This window comes from Streptomyces pilosus (assembly GCF_014649835.1).
GTDB classification, from domain to species: domain Bacteria; phylum Actinomycetota; class Actinomycetes; order Streptomycetales; family Streptomycetaceae; genus Streptomyces; species Streptomyces pilosus.
In genome coordinates this window covers 44,757-60,981 of record NZ_BMTU01000018.1, presented here as the reverse complement: position 1 = coordinate 60,981, position 16,225 = coordinate 44,757, and the positions used below count along the sequence as shown (strand labels likewise).

Annotated in this window: 15 protein-coding genes and 2 tRNA genes; 9 read left to right on the top strand and 8 right to left on the bottom strand. The window is 72.3% G+C overall.

Features of this window, described 5'->3' with window-relative positions; genetic code table 11:
* The first annotated feature begins 122 nt into the window (after window positions 1–122).
* On the top strand, window positions 123–1,307 hold the full coding sequence (locus tag IE118_RS30745; protein WP_189561376.1) for an SUKH-4 family immunity protein: 1,185 nt from the start codon (window positions 123–125) through the stop codon (window positions 1,305–1,307).
* Between the two features lie 97 nt (window positions 1,308–1,404).
* Here the strand turns inward: IE118_RS30745 and IE118_RS30740 are convergent.
* Window positions 1,405–1,501, bottom strand: a tRNA-OTHER gene (locus tag IE118_RS30740).
* Between the two features lie 63 nt (window positions 1,502–1,564).
* Window positions 1,565–1,636: transfer RNA gene (locus tag IE118_RS30735), tRNA-Cys, on the bottom strand.
* Between the two features lie 220 nt (window positions 1,637–1,856).
* Between IE118_RS30735 and IE118_RS30730 the strand changes: the two genes are divergently transcribed.
* The 6 genes from IE118_RS30730 (at window position 1,857) to IE118_RS30705 (ending at window position 7,624) form a co-directional block, all read left to right on the top strand.
* Window positions 1,857–3,314 (top strand): MFS transporter, encoded by a 1,458-nt coding sequence (locus tag IE118_RS30730; RefSeq protein WP_189561375.1) that lies wholly within the window; start codon window positions 1,857–1,859, stop codon window positions 3,312–3,314.
* Between the two features lie 36 nt (window positions 3,315–3,350).
* Window positions 3,351–3,551, top strand: coding sequence for a ribbon-helix-helix protein, CopG family (locus IE118_RS30725; RefSeq protein ID WP_189561374.1), 201 nt, complete (start codon window positions 3,351–3,353; stop codon window positions 3,549–3,551).
* Entirely contained in the window at window positions 3,548–3,937 is a 390-nt protein-coding gene (locus IE118_RS30720; protein ID WP_189561373.1) for a type II toxin-antitoxin system death-on-curing family toxin, read from the top strand. The genes IE118_RS30725 and IE118_RS30720 overlap by 4 nt, the downstream gene beginning before the upstream one ends.
* 87 nt (window positions 3,938–4,024) lie before the next feature.
* Window positions 4,025–5,857, top strand: a complete 1,833-nt coding sequence (locus tag IE118_RS30715; RefSeq protein ID WP_373303253.1) for a DEAD/DEAH box helicase — start codon at window positions 4,025–4,027, stop codon at window positions 5,855–5,857.
* A 280-nt stretch (window positions 5,858–6,137) separates the two neighbouring features.
* A complete protein-coding gene (locus IE118_RS30710; RefSeq protein WP_189561371.1) occupies window positions 6,138–6,779 on the top strand; it encodes an IclR family transcriptional regulator in 642 nt (213 codons plus the stop codon).
* Between the two features lie 53 nt (window positions 6,780–6,832).
* Window positions 6,833–7,624, top strand: a complete 792-nt coding sequence (locus IE118_RS30705; protein ID WP_189561370.1) for a S16 family serine protease — start codon at window positions 6,833–6,835, stop codon at window positions 7,622–7,624.
* A gap of 7 nt (window positions 7,625–7,631) precedes the next feature.
* Here the strand turns inward: IE118_RS30705 and IE118_RS30700 are convergent, their stop codons facing one another.
* From IE118_RS30700 to IE118_RS30680, 5 genes are read right to left on the bottom strand one after another with little or no spacing between them, the layout of a single operon-like run.
* On the bottom strand, window positions 7,632–8,609 hold the full coding sequence (locus IE118_RS30700) for a glycine betaine ABC transporter substrate-binding protein (RefSeq protein WP_189561369.1): 978 nt from the start codon (window positions 8,607–8,609) through the stop codon (window positions 7,632–7,634).
* Window positions 8,606–9,469, bottom strand: coding sequence for an ABC transporter permease (locus tag IE118_RS30695; RefSeq protein WP_189561368.1), 864 nt, complete (start codon window positions 9,467–9,469; stop codon window positions 8,606–8,608). The genes IE118_RS30700 and IE118_RS30695 overlap by 4 nt, the downstream gene beginning before the upstream one ends.
* Window positions 9,466–10,725, bottom strand: coding sequence for a betaine/proline/choline family ABC transporter ATP-binding protein (locus tag IE118_RS30690; protein ID WP_189561367.1), 1,260 nt, complete (start codon window positions 10,723–10,725; stop codon window positions 9,466–9,468). The genes IE118_RS30695 and IE118_RS30690 overlap by 4 nt, the downstream gene beginning before the upstream one ends.
* Window positions 10,726–10,729: 4 nt before the next feature.
* Window positions 10,730–11,377, bottom strand: coding sequence for an ABC transporter permease (locus IE118_RS30685; RefSeq protein WP_189561366.1), 648 nt, complete (start codon window positions 11,375–11,377; stop codon window positions 10,730–10,732).
* Window positions 11,378–11,407: 30 nt separating this feature from the next.
* Window positions 11,408–11,878: an Lrp/AsnC family transcriptional regulator gene (locus IE118_RS30680; protein ID WP_189561365.1), complete on the bottom strand. Its 471-nt coding sequence runs from the start codon at window positions 11,876–11,878 to the stop codon at window positions 11,408–11,410.
* Window positions 11,879–12,000: 122 nt separating this feature from the next.
* Here IE118_RS30680 and hppD point away from each other — a divergent pair, with 122 nt between their 5' ends.
* A complete protein-coding gene (gene hppD, locus IE118_RS30675) occupies window positions 12,001–13,149 on the top strand; it encodes a 4-hydroxyphenylpyruvate dioxygenase (protein ID WP_189561364.1) in 1,149 nt (382 codons plus the stop codon).
* A 51-nt stretch (window positions 13,150–13,200) separates the two neighbouring features.
* On the opposite strand, the gene IE118_RS30670 is transcribed toward hppD, so the two are convergent.
* Window positions 13,201–14,598, bottom strand: a complete 1,398-nt coding sequence (locus IE118_RS30670; RefSeq protein ID WP_189561363.1) for a tetratricopeptide repeat protein — start codon at window positions 14,596–14,598, stop codon at window positions 13,201–13,203.
* A gap of 104 nt (window positions 14,599–14,702) precedes the next feature.
* Here IE118_RS30670 and IE118_RS30665 point away from each other — a divergent pair, with 104 nt between their 5' ends.
* Window positions 14,703–16,118, top strand: coding sequence for an FAD-binding oxidoreductase (locus IE118_RS30665; protein WP_373298254.1), 1,416 nt, complete (start codon window positions 14,703–14,705; stop codon window positions 16,116–16,118).
* Window positions 16,119–16,225 lie beyond the last annotated feature (107 nt).

The following is a 16,225-nucleotide window of genomic DNA, read 5'->3' as shown; positions in this document are numbered from 1 at the left end:
TGGTGGCGCGTAATGTGGCGATCAGTGGGGGACGGCTGCCCGGCCCGGAAGGGCCCCTGCCGTCCTGCCCGGGGCGGGACGTTCGCGGACCCGGGACCGAGCACACGTATCGCGGGGGAATCATGAGCACGACCGACACCGTTGTCGCCGAGGCGATCACACTCACCGACGCCGACCTCGATCCCTTCATCACGCACGCGTCCACCCGCCGCTGGCTGACCGGCCCCGGACTGCCCGCGGACAGCGGTCTGTTCGACTTCGCCGAGCTGGCGCGGCGGGGCGGCCCGCACACCGTGGCCGACGCGACGGCCGGCCCCGGTGACCGGCTCCCCGCCCGGCTGCGGGACCAGCTGGTCATAGGCGGCCTGCTGGGTCCGGCCGGCCTGGAGACGGAGTCGGTGCTGCTCGACGGCGCGACCGGCGAGGTCTCCACGACGTACTTCTTCCACGACCGCCCCGACCTGATGGACCGCCGCCCGCTCGCCCCGTCGCTGCCGACGCTGGTGCGCTTCGCCGCGGCGACGGACGAGCTGGCGGGACTGCGCGGCCAGTTCGCCGCCTACGCGGGCCGGTACGGCACCAAGGCGGTCGCGGAGGCATCCCGGCAGCTCCTGGCCGTCTTCGAGGAGGGCGCGGACGGCGCCGGACCGGCCCCGTTCTGGCGGATGGCCGCGCTGATCCGCCCGCTGGCGCTGGTCGCCGGCCCGGGGACGGCCTCGGGCCTGGCCCTGGACCTCCCCCTGCGCCTGCTGGACGAGGAGTTCGGGCGCGGCGGTGTCGTCCGCTTCGAGGAGGTCGACTTCCCCGCGACGCTCACGCACGAGCCGACCCGCCGCTTCCTGCGCGAGACGGGCCTGCCGGAGGACGGCTTCCTCTTCTCCCTGGACACCGACCTGCCGCTGCGCACGCTGGCGGAGTACTACGCCGAGGACTGCCGGGGCGAGCTCCCCGCCGCCCTGCCCCCCGCCCGCGCCGAGCGCCTGGTCCGCCTCGGTCACCTGGTCGAGGACCACAGCCTGGTCGTCGACGGCACCACGGGCGCGGTCCTCAGCTGGAGCGAGGCGCAGGGGGTCCTCCGGCCCCTGAACACGGACATCTCCACGCTCGCCTTCACCCTCTGGCTGCTGCACCGGGAGCGCTCCCTCGACGAGGCGTCGGGCCACGCGCTGACCAGCGACACCTACGACCAGCTCGCGCTGACGATGATCCAGGTCCTGTCCTCCATCGACCCCACCGGCACCACCCCCGACACGGACTGGCACTACTGGACGGAACTCTTCCAGGACGAGGCGGGCGGAGTCCTCTGACGCGACAGGAGCGGCCCGCTCCAGGAGCGCCCCACCGTCCCCCTGCGCAGGACACGAGAAGGGCGGGACGCTCCGGGGAGCGTCCCGCCCTGGGGGGAGGCCGTGGCGGGAATTGAACCCGCGTACCTCCCCGCGAGCGGAGCTCGCTGATGGATGCGGCGCAGGCGAGTCCCTGGGCCGCTCGGGCACACGGCGGTGAGCGCCGGGCTGTGGCGCGTGAAGGGCGGGACGCTCCGGGAGCGTCCCGCCCTGTCGGGAGGCCGTGGCGGGAATTGAACCCGCGTACCTCGCTTTGCAGGCGAGTCCCTGGGCCACTCGGGCACACGGCCGTGTCGGAAGCGGAGCGCCTTGCGGCGCCCCGCCGTTCCGAACCGGTGTGACGACCGTACGGCGGGCCGGAAGTGGTGCTCAAGGGAGAACCGGGTGCCGCAACGGGACTGCCACACGCCGTTCATGAACGGGTGCTTCCGGTCCTACGACCAAGGTCCCGGTACCGGTCCCGACCCCCGACAGGCGTCAAAGCGGACCGTGCACCTTACTCTGGCGGTCATGACCGCCCCGAACCCGCGTGACACCGATGTCGCCGAGCCCGCCGACGCCCCCGTACCGGCCCCCGCCCCCGACGACACCGTGCTGAGCCGCCCCTACCGGGCGCTGAGCATCGGGGTCGTCTCCGTGGTCCTGCTGATCGCCTTCGAGGCGACGGCGGTGGGTACGGCGATGCCGGTCGCGGCGCGCGAGCTGAACGGGGTGTCGCTGTACGCGTTCGCGTTCTCCGGTTACTTCACCACGAGCCTGTTCGGCATGGTGCTGTCCGGCCAGTGGTCCGACCGCCGCGGCCCGCTGGCCCCGCTGGCCTGGGGCATCTCCTCCTTCGCGGTCGGTCTGCTGCTCGCCGGGACGGCCGGGGCGATGTGGCTGTTCATCCTGGGGCGGGCCGTGCAGGGACTCGGCGGCGGTCTGGTGATCGTCGCGCTGTACGTCATCGTCGGACGCGCCTACCCGGAACGGCTGCGCCCGGCGATCATGGCAGCGTTCGCGGCGAGCTGGGTCGTCCCGTCCATCGTCGGCCCCCTGGCCTCCGGCGCCGTGACGGAGCACATCGGCTGGCGCTGGGTGTTCCTCGGCATACCGGTCCTCGTGGTGTTCCCGCTGGCGCTCGCCCTGCCCCGGATACGGCGCCTCGCCTCCGGCCCGGTGGGTGAGGGCACCGACGCCCCGGCCTCCTTCGACGGCCGCCGCATCCGGCTGGCCCTGGCGATCTCCTTCGGCGCCGGGCTCCTCCAGTACGCCGCCCAGGACCTGCGCTGGCTGTCCCTCCTGCCGGGCGCGCTGGGCGCGGCCCTGCTCGTCCCCGCCGTGCTGGGCCTGCTCCCGCGCGGCACCTACCGTGCGGCGCGCGGTCTGCCCTCGGTGGTGCTGCTGCGCGGTGTGGCCGCCGGCTCCTTCATCGCGGCGGAGTCCTTCGTCCCGCTGATGCTGGTCACCCAGCGGGGCCTCAGTCCGACGATGGCCGGCTTCTCCCTCGCGGCGGGCGGCGGCACCTGGGCGCTGGGTTCCTGGATCCAGTCCCGGCCCCGGCTGGAGCCGTACCGGGAGCGTCTGATGGCCCTCGGCATGCTCCTGGTGGCGGCGAGCATCGCGGCGGTCCCGACCGTGCTGATCGAGGCGGTGCCCGCCTGGACGCCGGCGGTCGCCTGGGCCTTCGGCTGTCTCGGCATGGGCCTGGTGATCTCCTCCACCAGCGTCCTGCTGCTCCAGCTCTCCGCCCCCGCCGAGGCCGGCACCAACTCCGCCGCCCTCCAGATCTCCGACGGCCTCTCCAACGTCGTCCTCCTCGCCGCGGGCGGCGCCGCCTTCGCGGCCCTCGGCGGCGGCACGGTCAGCCACGCGGCCACGGAGACCACCGGCTCCCACCCGGCCGCCTTCGTCGCCGTCTTCCTGCCGATGGCGGCGGTGGCCCTGGCGGGGGTGTGGGTGGCGACGCGGGTGCGAGCCGCCAAGTAGTACCACTTTGGGGTCATTGAGTGGTACCGTTTTGGTATGGCTATGAACCTGCGTCTCCGTGACGACCAGACGGAAGCTCTCAAGCTGCGCGCCGAGGAGGAGGGGGTCAGCATGCACGCGATACTGCTGCGCGCTGTGGATGACTACCTGGCCCGGACCGCGCACCAGACGCTGGTCCGGAAGGCGGCCAAGGAGCAGACTGCCAAGTGGGCCGAACTGCTGGAGCGGCTCAAGTGACGTACGTCTATCTGGCGGCCGAGGATGTTCTGGCCATTGCCGAGGACGCCGTCGACGACCAGCGGATCGCCGTGCGCGATGCCGGGCTGCTCGAGTCGGCCGTTCATCGCCCCTCGGCATCGATGTTCGGGCAGGAGGCGTACGCCGACCTGTTCGACAAGGCGGCGGCACTCCTGCAGTCCCTCGTCATCAACCATCCGTTCGTCGACGGGAACAAGCGCACGGCATGGGTGTCTTGTGTCGTCTTCCTGGCACTGAACGAAGTGCAGTTGCGCCCCGACATCGACGCGGCGGAACGGCTGGTCATCGCCGTGGCGACCGGCAGCCTGGACGAGGTCAAGGCCATCTCCGAGGCGTTGAGGGACCTGGCCGAACAAGGGGTGTGACTTGAGTCCCACCCCGGCCGGTCGCGGCCCGGTACCGGCGCCGCCGCGACCGGGCCATCGGTAGGGTGGCCCGGTCGTCATGCGCCGATGCGCCGCACCCGAGCCACCCCGACGGAGATCGTGACTACCACCGCCGGCACCGCGTCCCACTCGCACCACCTGTCCCCGGCCTTTCCCGGGCGGGCCCCCTGGGGTACCGCCGGGAAGCTGCGGGCCTGGCAGCAGGGGGCGATGGACAAGTACATCCAGGCCCAGCCCCGGGACTTCCTGGCGGTGGCCACGCCCGGCGCAGGCAAGACGACCTTCGCGCTGACGCTGGCGTCCTGGCTGCTGCACCACCACGTCGTGCAGCAGGTCACCGTCGTCGCGCCCACCGAGCACCTGAAGAAGCAGTGGGCCGAGGCCGCCGCGCGGATAGGCATCAAGCTCGACCCCGAGTACAGCGCGGGCCCGCTCGGCAAGGACTACGACGGGGTCGCCGTCACCTACGCCGGTGTCGGCGTGCGCCCCATGCTGCACCGCAACCGGGTCGAGCAGCGCAAGACCCTCGTCATCCTCGACGAGATCCACCACGCCGGTGACTCCAAGTCCTGGGGCGAGGCCTGCCTGGAGGCGTTCGAGCCGGCCACCCGGCGGCTCGCGCTGACCGGTACGCCGTTCCGTTCCGACACCAACCCCATCCCCTTCGTCACCTACGAGGAGGGCGGCGACGGGATCCGGCGCTCGTCCGCCGACTACACCTACGGCTACGGCTCCGCCCTCGCCGACAACGTCGTCCGCCCGGTCATCTTCATGTCGTACAGCGGCAACATGCGCTGGCGCACCAAGGCCGGGGACGAGATCGCCGCCCGTCTCGGCGAGCCCATGACCAAGGACGCCGTCAGCCAGGCCTGGCGCACCGCGCTCGATCCGCGCGGCGAATGGATGCCGGCCGTGCTGCGCGCCGCCGACCAGCGGCTCACCGAGGTCCGCAAGGCCATCCCGGACGCCGGCGCCCTCGTCATCGCCTCCGACCAGGAGTCCGCCCGCGCCTACGCCAAGCTGATCCGAGACATCACCGGCGACAAGGCCACCCTCGTGCTCTCCGACGACACCGGGGCGTCCAAACGGATCGACGACTTCAGCGGCAGCGACGACCGCTGGATGGTCGCCGTCCGCATGGTGTCCGAGGGCGTCGACGTCCCCCGCCTCGCGGTCGGCGTGTACGCCACCACCATCTCCACGCCGCTGTTCTTCGCCCAGGCCGTCGGCCGTTTCGTGCGGTCCCGGCGGCGCGGCGAGACCGCGTCCGTCTTCCTGCCGACCATCCCGGACCTGCTCGGCTTCGCCAACGAGATGGAGCGCGAGCGCGACCACGTCCTCGACAAGCCGAAGAAGGACGGCGAGGAGGACCCGTACGCCGAGTCCGAGAAGGAGATGGAGGAGGCGAACCGGGAGCAGGACGAGGACACCGGCGAGCAGGACATGCTGCCCTTCGAGGCGCTGGAGTCCGACGCCGTCTTCGACCGGGTGATGTACAACGGCGCCGAGTTCGGCATGCAGGCCCACCCCGGCAGCGAGGAGGAGCAGGACTACCTCGGCATCCCCGGACTCCTCGAACCCGACCAGGTGCAGCTGCTGCTGCAGAAGCGGCAGGCCCGGCAGATCGCGCACAGCCGCAAGAAGCCCGCCGAGGAGGCGGACCTGCTGGAGATGCCCGCCGAGCGGCGCCCGGTGGTCTCCCACAAGGAGATGATGGAGCTGCGCAAGCGGCTCAACAGTCTCGTCGGCGCCTACGTCCACCAGAGCGGCAAGCCGCACGGCGTCATCCACACCGAGCTGCGCCGGGTCTGCGGCGGCCCGCCGTCCGCCGAGGCCACCCCGGGACAGCTGCGTCAGCGGATCGAAAAGGTGCAGGAGTGGGCCACGCGCATGCGATGACCCCGCACGGACGTATGAGGACAAACGGAACCACTTCCGGTTCGGGGTGCCCGGATTCTGGACGGAGACTTCCGCTCACCGGACCGGCTCGCTACTGTCCCCGCAACGCACACGCCCCGTGGCAGCGCCGCCGCGGAGCGCAGCCGTGAAGCGACCGTGCCCGGGGGACACCACCGGGCCGCCGGCCGATCGGCGGCCTCTGACGCGCGTGACCGACGGGACTCGGTGACGCATCCGCCGCGAGAGGACCGCCGACCTCACCACTGAAGGAGTGGGCGTCGTGACCGCGGAGACCTCTCAGACGCTCGACAGGGGACTGCGTGTCCTCAAGCTGCTCGCCGACACGGACCACGGGCTGACCGTCACGGAGCTGTCCCACAAGCTGGGCGTGAACCGTACCGTCGTGTACCGGTTGCTCGCCACGCTGGAGCAGCACGCCCTGGTCCGCCGCGACCTGGGCGGCCGGGCCCGGGTCGGACTCGGGGTGCTCAGGCTCGGACGGCAGGTCCACCCGCTGGTGCGGGAGGCCGCGATGCCGGCGCTGCGCTCGCTGGCGGAGGACATCGGCGCGACCGCGCACCTGACGCTGGTGGACGGCGCGGAGGCGCTGGCCGTGGCGGTCGTGGAGCCGTCCTGGACGGACTACCACGTGGCCTACCGGGCGGGCTTCCGGCATCCGCTGGAGCGGGGGGCCGCCGGGAAGGCGATCCTGTCCGCCCGGCAGCAGGCGGCGGACGACCCCGGGTACACGCTGACCCACGGCGAGCTGGAGGCGGGCGCGTGCGGGGCGGCCGCGCCGCTGCTGGGGGTGACCGGAGTCGAGGGCAGCGTGGGCGTCGTCATGCTGGCCGAGGTGGTGCCGGAGCGGGTGGGGGCGCGCGTGATGGACGCGGCGCGTGAGGTCGCCGAGGCCCTGCGCTGACCCGGCGGACCGCGGCCCGTCGTGCCGCGACCGCCCGCGGCTACCATGACGTCGTGCTCTCCCGCCTCACGCGTCCCCAGAAACTGGCCGGTCTCGCCGTGCCCGCAGCGGCCCTGCTGGCCACCGCCGCCTTCGCGCCGCTGCCCTTCTCCGTGGCGCAGCCCGGCATGACCGCGGACGTGCTCGGCGAGAACAAGGGGACGCAGGTCATCACCATCTCCGGCGCACCCGTGCGGGAGACCAGCGGACAGCTGCGGATGACGACCATCGAGGCGACCTCCCCGGACACCCGCGTCGGCCTCCCGGACGTGATCGACAGCTGGTTCAGCACCGACCGCGCGGTCATGCCCCGCGACGCGGTCTACCCCAGCGGCGGCGACGTCGAGGAGATCGAGCGGTACAACGAGAAGCAGATGGAGGAGTCCCAGGACGAGGCGACCCGGGCCGCGCTGGACTACCTGGACCGCGCCGACGAGAACATCGACGTCACCCTGGAGCTCGCCGACGTCGGCGGCCCGAGCGCCGGCCTGCTGTTCTCCCTCGGCATCGTCGACAAGCTGAACGGCGACGGCAGCGGCGGCGACCTCACCGGCGGCCGGGTCGTCGCCGGCACCGGCACGATCGACGCGGCCGGCACCGTCGGACCCGTCGGCGGCGTCCCCCTCAAGACACAGGCGGCCAGGCGCGACGGCGCCACCGTCTTCCTGGTCCCGAAGGCCGAGTGCGCCGACGCCCGGACGGAACTCCCCGAGGGCCTGCGCCTGATCCCCGTCACCACCCTCAAGGGCGCCGTGCGGGCACTGACCGACCTGGAGAAGGGCACCGGCAAGGTCCCGAGCTGCTAGGGGGGCGCTAGCCCTCCTTGACGAACCCTTCCGCCACCATCCAGTCCAGCGCCACCTGGTGCGGGTCCTCCCCGTCGACGTCCACCTTGGCGTTCAGCGTCTGCGCCACCTCGTTGTCCAGCCTCTCGGTGACCGGGGCGAGGACCTCGGCGATGGCCGGCCACTTCTCGAACGTGCCGGAGTTGACCGTCGGTGCCGCGTTGTAGTTGGGGAAGAACTTCCGGTCGTCCTCCATCACCACCAGGTTCATGGACTTGATGCGCCCGTCGGTGGTGAAGACCTCCCCGTAGGTGCAGGCGCCCTTCGCGGTCTGGGTGTAGATGATCCCGGTGTCCATCTGCGTGACGTTGCCCGCCGGGATGTCCATGCCGTACGTCCTCTCCATGCCCGGCAGGCCGTCCGCGCGGTTGGCGAACTCGCCCTCCACGCACAGCGTCACCGCGGCCGGGTCGGACTTCGCCAGCGCGGCCACGTCGGAGAGGGTCCGGGTGCGGTACTTCTCGAAGTTCGCCTGGTTCATGGCCAGGGCGTAGGTGTTGTTGAGCTCCGACGGCTCCAGCCAGGTCACCCCCTCCTTCACGTCCGCGTCCCGCACCGCCAGCCACTGCTCGCGCGGATCGGGAATCGGCTTGCTGTTGCCCTGGTACGTGATCCACGCGGTGCCCGTGTACTCGAACCCGGCGTCCGCGTCGCCGTTGACGACGGCCTCCCGCGAGCCCACCGACCCCTGGATGCCGGTCCGGTCGATCACCTCCGCGCCGGCCGCCTGGAAGGCGATGCCCATGATCGCGCCCAGGATCAGCTGCTCGGTGAACTCCTTGGAGGTGACGGTGAGCTTCGCGCCCTCCAGCGGCCTGCCCGCGCCGACCGAACCCGGTTCCACGTCGTCGACCATCGGCGAGCCACTGGTCAGCCCGCACGCCGGGGCCACCGCCAGCAGCACCCCGGCCAGGAACAGGCGGACAGCGGTACGCGCGCGTCTCATGGGCCCGCCTCCAGACCCCGCGGCCGCAGCAGCAGTTCCGCCAGCGAGGCCAGCCAGTCCACCAGCAGCGCGAGCGCCACGGTGAGGATCGAGCCCACCACCAGCACCGGCATCCGCTGACTGGTGATCCCGGTGGTGATCAGCACCCCGAGCCCGCCGCCGCCGCCGAACGTGGCGAGCGTGGCCGTGCCGACGTTCAGGACGAGCGCCGTCCGCACCCCCGCGAGGATGAGCGGCACGGCCAGCGGCAGTTCCACCCGCGTGAGCACGCCCAGCGGGGACATGCCGATGCCGCGCGCCGCCTCCAGCAGCGTCGGGTCGTTGGCCTTCAGACCGGCGATCGTGTTGGACAGCACCGGCAGCACGGCGTAGGCGATGATGCCGATCAGGGCGGCCCGGCGGCCGATGCCCAGCCAGATCACCAGCAGCGCCAGCAGACCGATCGCCGGGGTCGCCTGGCCCATGTTGGCGAGCGCCATCGCGGCCGGGGCGGCCCTGCGGAACCTCGGCCGGGTCAGCAGGATGCCCAGCGGGATCGCGATGATCAGCACGAAGAACGTGGAGATCGCGGTGAGTTCGATGTGCTGCCACAGCGCCTTGGACACCTGCCCGTCCGACAGCGCGTTCCGGGTGAGCGCGTCGAGGTCCGCCTGCTCGAACCACAGCCAGGTCGCGAGCAGCACCGCGATCAGCGCCGCCGGCAGGAACGTCAGCTTCCGCCAGGTCACCCGGGGGCGGCGCGCAGCCGTGGGCGGGGGAGCGGCGCCGGTGCCGTCGTCGGACGGTCCGTCGTGCCCGTCGGTGGGGGCCGGGTCCTGCGTCCCCTGCCCGCCCTCGGGCCGCCCGGAAGAGGTCCTCACGCCTTCGCCTCCCCGCCGGGGCCCTCCTGCTCGGCGTGCGTCTGCGAGGCCCGCTGGTCCTGGAGGTCGGCCTGCGCCTCCCGCGCCTCCAGCCGGTCCGCCTCCAGCAGCTCGTGCACGGAGTTCATCAGCGTCTCCACGTCCACGACCCCCTCGTACGCGCCGCGCCGCCCGGTGACCGGGACCCGGCCGGTGTTGTCGGTCAGCACCGCCTCCAGCGCGTCCCGCAGGGTCGCGTCCTGGGTCACCGTGTCGCCCACCAGCGCGCCCGCGCGGGCCAGGGAGCCCTTGGCGCGCATCATGTCGCCGCGCCGCAGCCACTTGTAGGGGCGGCCCCGCTTGTCGAGCACCAGCACCTCGTTGGTGCCGCCGGAGCGGAGCCTGCTGAAGATCTCCTCGAGCGGGTCGTCGACGCTCACCGTCGGATAGTCGGTGATCCCCACGTCCCGCACCCGGGTCAGGTTGAGCCGCTTCAGCGCCGCCCCCGCGCCGACGAAACCGGACACGAAGTCGTCGGCGGGGTTGGTGAGGATCGCCTCCGGGGTGTCGAACTGCGCGATGTGGGAGCGTTCGCGCAGCACCGCGATCCGGTCGCCGAGCTTGATCGCCTCGTCGAAGTCGTGGGTGACGAACACGATCGTCTTGTGCAGCTCCCGCTGGAGCCGGATCAGCTCGTCCTGGAGGTGGTCCCGGGTGATCGGGTCCACCGCGCCGAACGGCTCGTCCATCAGCAGCACCGGTGGATCCGCCGCCAGCGCCCGCGCCACGCCCACCCGCTGCTGCTGGCCGCCGGAGAGCTGCCGCGGGTAGCGGCCGTGGAACTCGCCCGGGTCCAGGCCGACCAGGTCCAGCATCTCCTCCACCCGCTCCCGCACCCGGGCCGCGGGCCAGCGCAGCATCCTCGGCACCAGGGCGATGTTCTGCGCGACCGTCATGTGCGGGAACAGCCCGCTCGCCTGGATCGCGTACCCGATCTTGCGGCGCAGCCGCACCGGGTCCATGTCGGTGACGTCCTCGCCGCCGATGCGGATCCGGCCGGACGTCGGCTCGATCAGCCGGTTGATCATCTTCAGCAGGGTGGACTTCCCGCAGCCCGACGGGCCGACGAGGATCACCGTCTCGCCTTCCCTGAAGTCCATGCTGACGTCGTCCACGGCGGGCAGCGCGCTGCCCGGGTACCGCTTGGTCAGACCCTCCAGCTCGATGGTCGCCCCGACGGAGCGGGTCTCCGCCTCCGGCGTCCGGGGACCAGCCACGGAATCAGGCACGGATCCCCCTGGGAATGGTCAGCCGCCCGAGCAGGACGTACGCGGCGTCGAACAGCAGGGCGAGGACGATGATCCCGAGGGTGCCGGCGAGCACCTGGTTCAGCGCGTTCGAGCTGCCCAGCGAGGCGATCCCGCGGAAGATGAGGTTGCCCAGGCCGGGACCCGAGGCGTAGGCGGCGATGGCGGCGATGCCCATCAGCATCTGGGTGGACACCCGGATCCCGGTCAGGATCGGCGGCCACGCCAGCGGCAGCTCCACCCGTGCCAGCCGGGCCACGCGCGACATCCCGATCCCCTTCGCCGCGTCCACCAGCGACGGATCGACCCCGCGCAGGCCCACGATCGCGTTCCGCACGATCGGCAGCAGCCCGTACAGCGTCAGCGCGATCACCGTCGGCGGCACGCCGAGCCCCACGACCGGGATCAGCAGACCGATCATGGCCAGCGCCGGGATGGTCAGCAGGGTGGCGGTGGTGACGGTGGCGAGGTTGCCCGCCCACTCGCTGCGGTAGGTGACCACCCCGATCACCACGCCGAGCAGGGTGGCCACCACCATGCACTGGAAGACGACGCTGGCGTGCTGGTAGGCGTCGACGAGGATCTGCTGATGCCGGCTCCCCAGGTACTCCCAGAAGTTCACAACGGCTCACCCCAGCTCGGCCAGGTCGGGTCACTCGCCGAGCGCGGCCTGCTCCACCAGCGGGATGATCCGCAGCGGAACGGGGTTCTCCATGACGATCGCCGTGGACGCCCGGACGATGCCATCAAAACCGACCACGCGGTCGATCACCCGCTGGAGATCGGCGTTGGAGCGTGCCACCAGCCGGCACATCATGTCCCCGGTGCCGGTCGTGGTGTGCAGCTCCAGCACCTCCGGCACACCCGCCAAGTGGGCCCGCACGTCGGCTCCTTGACCCTGCCGGATCTGCAGCGTGGCGAACGCCGTGACCGGGTAGCCGAGGGCCGCGGGATCCACCTCGGGGCCGAATCCGCGGATGACTCCGTTCGACTGAAGGCGGTCCAGGCGGGCCTGCACCGTGCCGCGCGCCACCCCCAGCCGGCGGGACATCTCCAGCACCCCGATCCGGGGCTCCCGTGCCAGCAGCAGGATGATCCGCCCGTCCAGATGATCGATCGCCATATCGGCCTCCCCGATGGTCATCCTGTACAGAAAGCCCGCCGGAGCGGGCGTACGGCTAAACACATTGCCCAGTGAACAGGCAAACTATTGCGCACCTTGCAGGGCTGGCCCACCCTGCACCTATGACGCAGACCACAGACCACACTCCCGCAGCGACCGCCCGGCAGGCCGACCCCTTCCCGGTCAAGGGAATGGACGCGGTCGTCTTCGCCGTGGGCAACGCCAAGCAGGCGGCGCACTACTACTCCACCGCCTTCGGCATGAAGCTGGTCGCCTACTCCGGACCGGAGAACGGCAACCGCGAGACCGCCGCCTACGTCCTCGAGAGCGGCTCCGCCCGCTTCGTCCTCACCTCGGTGATCAAGCAGTCCACCGAGTGGGGCGCCTTCCTCGCCGAGCACGTGGCGGCGCACGGCGACGGCGTCGTCGACCTCGCCATCGAGGTCCCGGACGCGCGTGCCGCGTACGCCTACGCCATCGAGCACGGCGCCCGCTCGGTCGCCGAGCCGTACGAGATGAAGGACGAGCACGGCACCGTCGTCCTGGCCGCGATCGCCACGTACGGGGAGACCCGCCACACGCTGGTCGAGCGCTCCGGCTACGACGGCCCCTACCTGCCCGGGTACGTGGCCGCCGAGCCGATCGTCGAGCCGCCGGCCCAGCGCTCCTTCCAGGCCATCGACCACTGCGTCGGGAACGTCGAGCTCGGCCGGATGAACGAGTGGGTCGAGTTCTACAACAAGGTCATGGGCTTCACGAACATGAAGGAGTTCGTGGGCGACGACATCGCCACCGAGTACAGCGCGCTGATGTCCAAGGTGGTCGCCGACGGCACGCTCAAGGTCAAGTTCCCGATCAACGAGCCCGCCATCGCCAAGAAGAAGTCCCAGATCGACGAGTACCTGGAGTTCTACGGCGGCGCGGGCGTCCAGCACATCGCGCTGAACACCAACGACATCGTGCAGACCGTCCGCCAGATGCGCGCGGCCGGTGTGCGGTTCCTGGACACCCCCGACTCGTACTACGACACCCTCGGGGAGTGGGCGGGGGAGACCCGGGTGCCGGTGGAGACGCTGCGCGAGCTGAAGATCCTCGTCGACCGGGACGAGGACGGGTACCTGCTGCAGATCTTCACCAAGCCGGTGCAGGACCGTCCGACGGTCTTCTTCGAGCTCATCGAACGCCACGGCTCGATGGGCTTCGGCAAGGGCAACTTCAAGGCCCTCTTCGAGGCGATCGAGCGCGAACAGGCCAAGCGCGGCAACCTGTAACCCGGACCACCCCGCCGCTGCGCACGACTGCCCGCAGCGGCGGGGTGGGCGTCAGGAGGACTCGGGGCCCGCCTGGACGGGCGGTTCGCCCAGGCGGGCCAGGGCGGTTCTGGCCCGGGGGACCGCCAGCGGGGAGAACCACGGGTTGATCTGGAGTGCCTCCCTCAGATGCCGCCGGGCCGCCCCGTACCGCTCCAGCGACCGCTCGATCACCCCCCGGTGGAACACGTACAGCGCACTGCGCACCCCGCCCCCCTCCGTCCCCTCCGTCGCCCGCACGGCGAAGGGCAGCGCCTCCTCGTGCCGCCCGGCGCGGTGCAGCGCCCATCCCAGCGCGTCCGCCACCTCCGTCGACGGGCCCCGCTCCCACACCGCCCGGAGCCGCCGCACGGCACCGGCCGCGTCCCCGTGGTCCGCCTCGAACCGGCCCAGCACCAGCGACTCGTCCGCCCCGTGCGCCGCGGCCACCCGCACCCGTTCCCGCAGCACCCCGTACTGCACTTCCGCCGCCTGCCTCAGCCCCAGCGACTCGTACAGCTCGCCCAGTTCCAGCGCGTACTCCGGCCGGGGCTGCTTCGCCAGCGCCATCCGGTACGCGCTCAGTGCCTCCGTCATCCGCCCCAGTGACGCCAGTGCCCTGCCCTGGCCGGCCTGCGCCGCCCGCTGATCGGGGTCGATCCGCACCGCCTCCCGGAAGTGCCGCAGCGCGTCCTCCCGGTCGCCGCGCTCCCAGGCGAGCTGCCCGGCCCGCTCCAGGTACGCCGCCCGCTCGGCCGGCTCCCCGGCGGCGGACGCCGCGTCCGCCAGCTTCGCCGCCGCGTCCTCCCGCCAGCCCCGGTCCCGGTACACGGCCGCCGCCCGCGCCATCACCGCCGGACCGGTGCGCAGCTTGGTCAGCCGCTCCAGCAGCCTGCCCGTCTCCTCGTCGTCCCCGAGTCCCGCCGACGCCTCGATGAGCAGCGGATACGTCGTCCACCGCGTCGGCTCCAGCTTCCGCGCGGCCTCGCCGTACCGGCGTGCCCCGGTGTGGTCCCGCCGCGCGTTCGCCAGCGCCGCGAGCCCCCGCAGCGCCGGGGCGTTGCCCTCCGGCCGCACCTTCAGCGAGGTGCGCAGCGCCTTCTCCGCCCGCGACCAGTACGCCGGGTCCGCCAGCCGCAGCCCCTGTTCCACCCGGGCCGAGCCGAGCACCGCCCAGGCCGCGGCGTCCCCGGGGTGCCGCCTCAGGTGCCGCTCCCGGTCCGCGGCCAGGGCGCCCAGGTCCGGCAGCGCGGCCGGCACCCCGCTGCCGACCGCGGCCAGCGCCCGTGCCTCGGGAGTCGGCGCGGGCGGTGCCCCCTCACCCCACGGCAGCAGTACCAGCGCCCCGCCCAGTACGGCGCACCCGGTGACGGAGGCGAGCAGCGCGCGGCGGCGCGTCCGCCGGCGGGGCTCACACGGCTTGTCGTCCATGGCGCACACTGTGCGTCACACCCCGCGTACGTACGATGATCACACCCCGATGTGACGCGGCTGCCGTACACGGGGTTCACACCGATGGCCCCGGGTGCCACGCTGTGATCATGAGCCGTAGCGAAGCGCGCAGCGATGCAGACACGGTGTCGGCCGGCCCCCTCGTCGACCGGCTGCTCGGCGGCCTGCCCGCGGACGCCGTCCTCACCGACCCCGACGTCACGGCCTCCTACGCCCACGACATGGCGAGCTTCTGCCCGGCCGGCCGCCCCGCGGCGGTCGTGCTGCCGCGCACGGTCGAACAGGTCCAGCACGTCATGCGCACCGCCACCGAGCTGCGCGTCCCGGTCGTCCCGCAGGGCGCCCGCACGGGTCTGTCCGGCGCCGCCAACGCCACCGACGGCTGCATCGTGCTCTCCCTGACCCGGATGGACCGCATCCTGGAGATCAGCCCGGTCGACCGGATCGCCGTGGTCGAGCCCGGCGTCGTCAACGCCGCCCTCTCCCGCGCGGTCGGCGAACACGGCCTCTCCTACCCCCCGGACCCCTCCAGCTGGGAGACCTGCACCATCGGCGGCAACATCGGCACCGCGTCCGGCGGGCTGTGCTGCGTGAAGTACGGCGTGACGGCCGAGTACGTCCTCGGCCTGGACGTCGTCCTCGCCGACGGCCGCCTGATGTCCACCGGCCGCCGCACCGCCAAGGGCGTCGCCGGGTACGACCTGACCCGCCTGTTCGTCGGCTCCGAGGGCTCCCTCGGCATCGTCGTCCGCGCCGTCCTCGCCCTGCGGCCCAAGCCGCCCGCCCAGCTGGTGCTGGCCGCCGAGTTCTCCTCCGGCGCCGCCGCCTGCGACGCCGTGTGCCGCATCATGGCCGGCGGCCACGTCCCCTCACTCCTCGAACTCATGGACCGTACGACGGTCAAGGCGGTCAACGACATGGCCCGCATGGGCCTGCCGGAGTCCACCGAGGCACTGCTGCTGGCCGCCTTCGACACCACCGACCCCGCGGCCGACCTCGCCGCCGTCGGCGCGCTGTGCGAGGCCGCCGGGGCCACCCAGGTCGTCCCGGCCGAGGACGCCGCCGAGTCCGAACTGCTGCTCCAGGCACGGCGGATGTCACTGCCCGCGCTGGAGGCGGTCAGGGGCACCACGATGATCGACGACGTGTGCGTGCCCCGCTCCAGGCTCGGCGAGCTCATCGACGGCGTGGAGCGGATCTCCGAGAAGTACCGGCTGACCATCGGTGTCGTGGCGCACGCGGGCGACGGCAACACGCACCCGACGGTCTGCTTCGACGCCACCGACGCGGAGGAGTCGCGGCGGGCCCGGGAGTCCTTCGACGAGATCATGGCGCTCGGTCTGGAGCTCGGCGGCACCATCACCGGCGAGCACGGCGTGGGCGTGCTCAAGAGGGAGTGGCTGGCGCGCGAACTCGGCCCGGTGGGCGTGGAGATGCAGCGGGCCGTCAAGAAGGCCTTCGATCCGCTCGGCATTCTGAACCCGGGCAAGCTCTTCTGACCCGAAGGTGCCCGAAAGGGGTGGGGTCCGGCCGGACGGGCGGTCAGTTCCCCGCCCGTCTGATAGATGTGGTCCCCCCGACCCACCCATCGAGCAGATACGGGACG

What these genes read in the sequence shown, in the direction of transcription:
- IE118_RS30745 (WP_189561376.1), top strand. Translation starts at nt 123, where the DNA reads ATGAGCACGACCGACACCGTTGTCGCCGAGGCGATCACACTCACCGAC.
- IE118_RS30730 (WP_189561375.1), top strand. Translation starts at nt 1,857, where the DNA reads ATGACCGCCCCGAACCCGCGTGACACCGATGTCGCCGAGCCCGCCGAC.
- IE118_RS30725 (WP_189561374.1), top strand. Translation starts at nt 3,351, where the DNA reads ATGGCTATGAACCTGCGTCTCCGTGACGACCAGACGGAAGCTCTCAAG.
- IE118_RS30715 (WP_373303253.1), top strand. Translation starts at nt 4,025, where the DNA reads ATGCGCCGCACCCGAGCCACCCCGACGGAGATCGTGACTACCACCGCC.
- IE118_RS30700 (WP_189561369.1), bottom strand. Translation starts at nt 8,609, where the DNA reads ATGAGACGCGCGCGTACCGCTGTCCGCCTGTTCCTGGCCGGGGTGCTG.
- IE118_RS30680 (WP_189561365.1), bottom strand. Translation starts at nt 11,878, where the DNA reads ATGGCGATCGATCATCTGGACGGGCGGATCATCCTGCTGCTGGCACGG.
- hppD (WP_189561364.1), top strand. Translation starts at nt 12,001, where the DNA reads ATGACGCAGACCACAGACCACACTCCCGCAGCGACCGCCCGGCAGGCC.
- IE118_RS30670 (WP_189561363.1), bottom strand. Translation starts at nt 14,598, where the DNA reads ATGGACGACAAGCCGTGTGAGCCCCGCCGGCGGACGCGCCGCCGCGCG.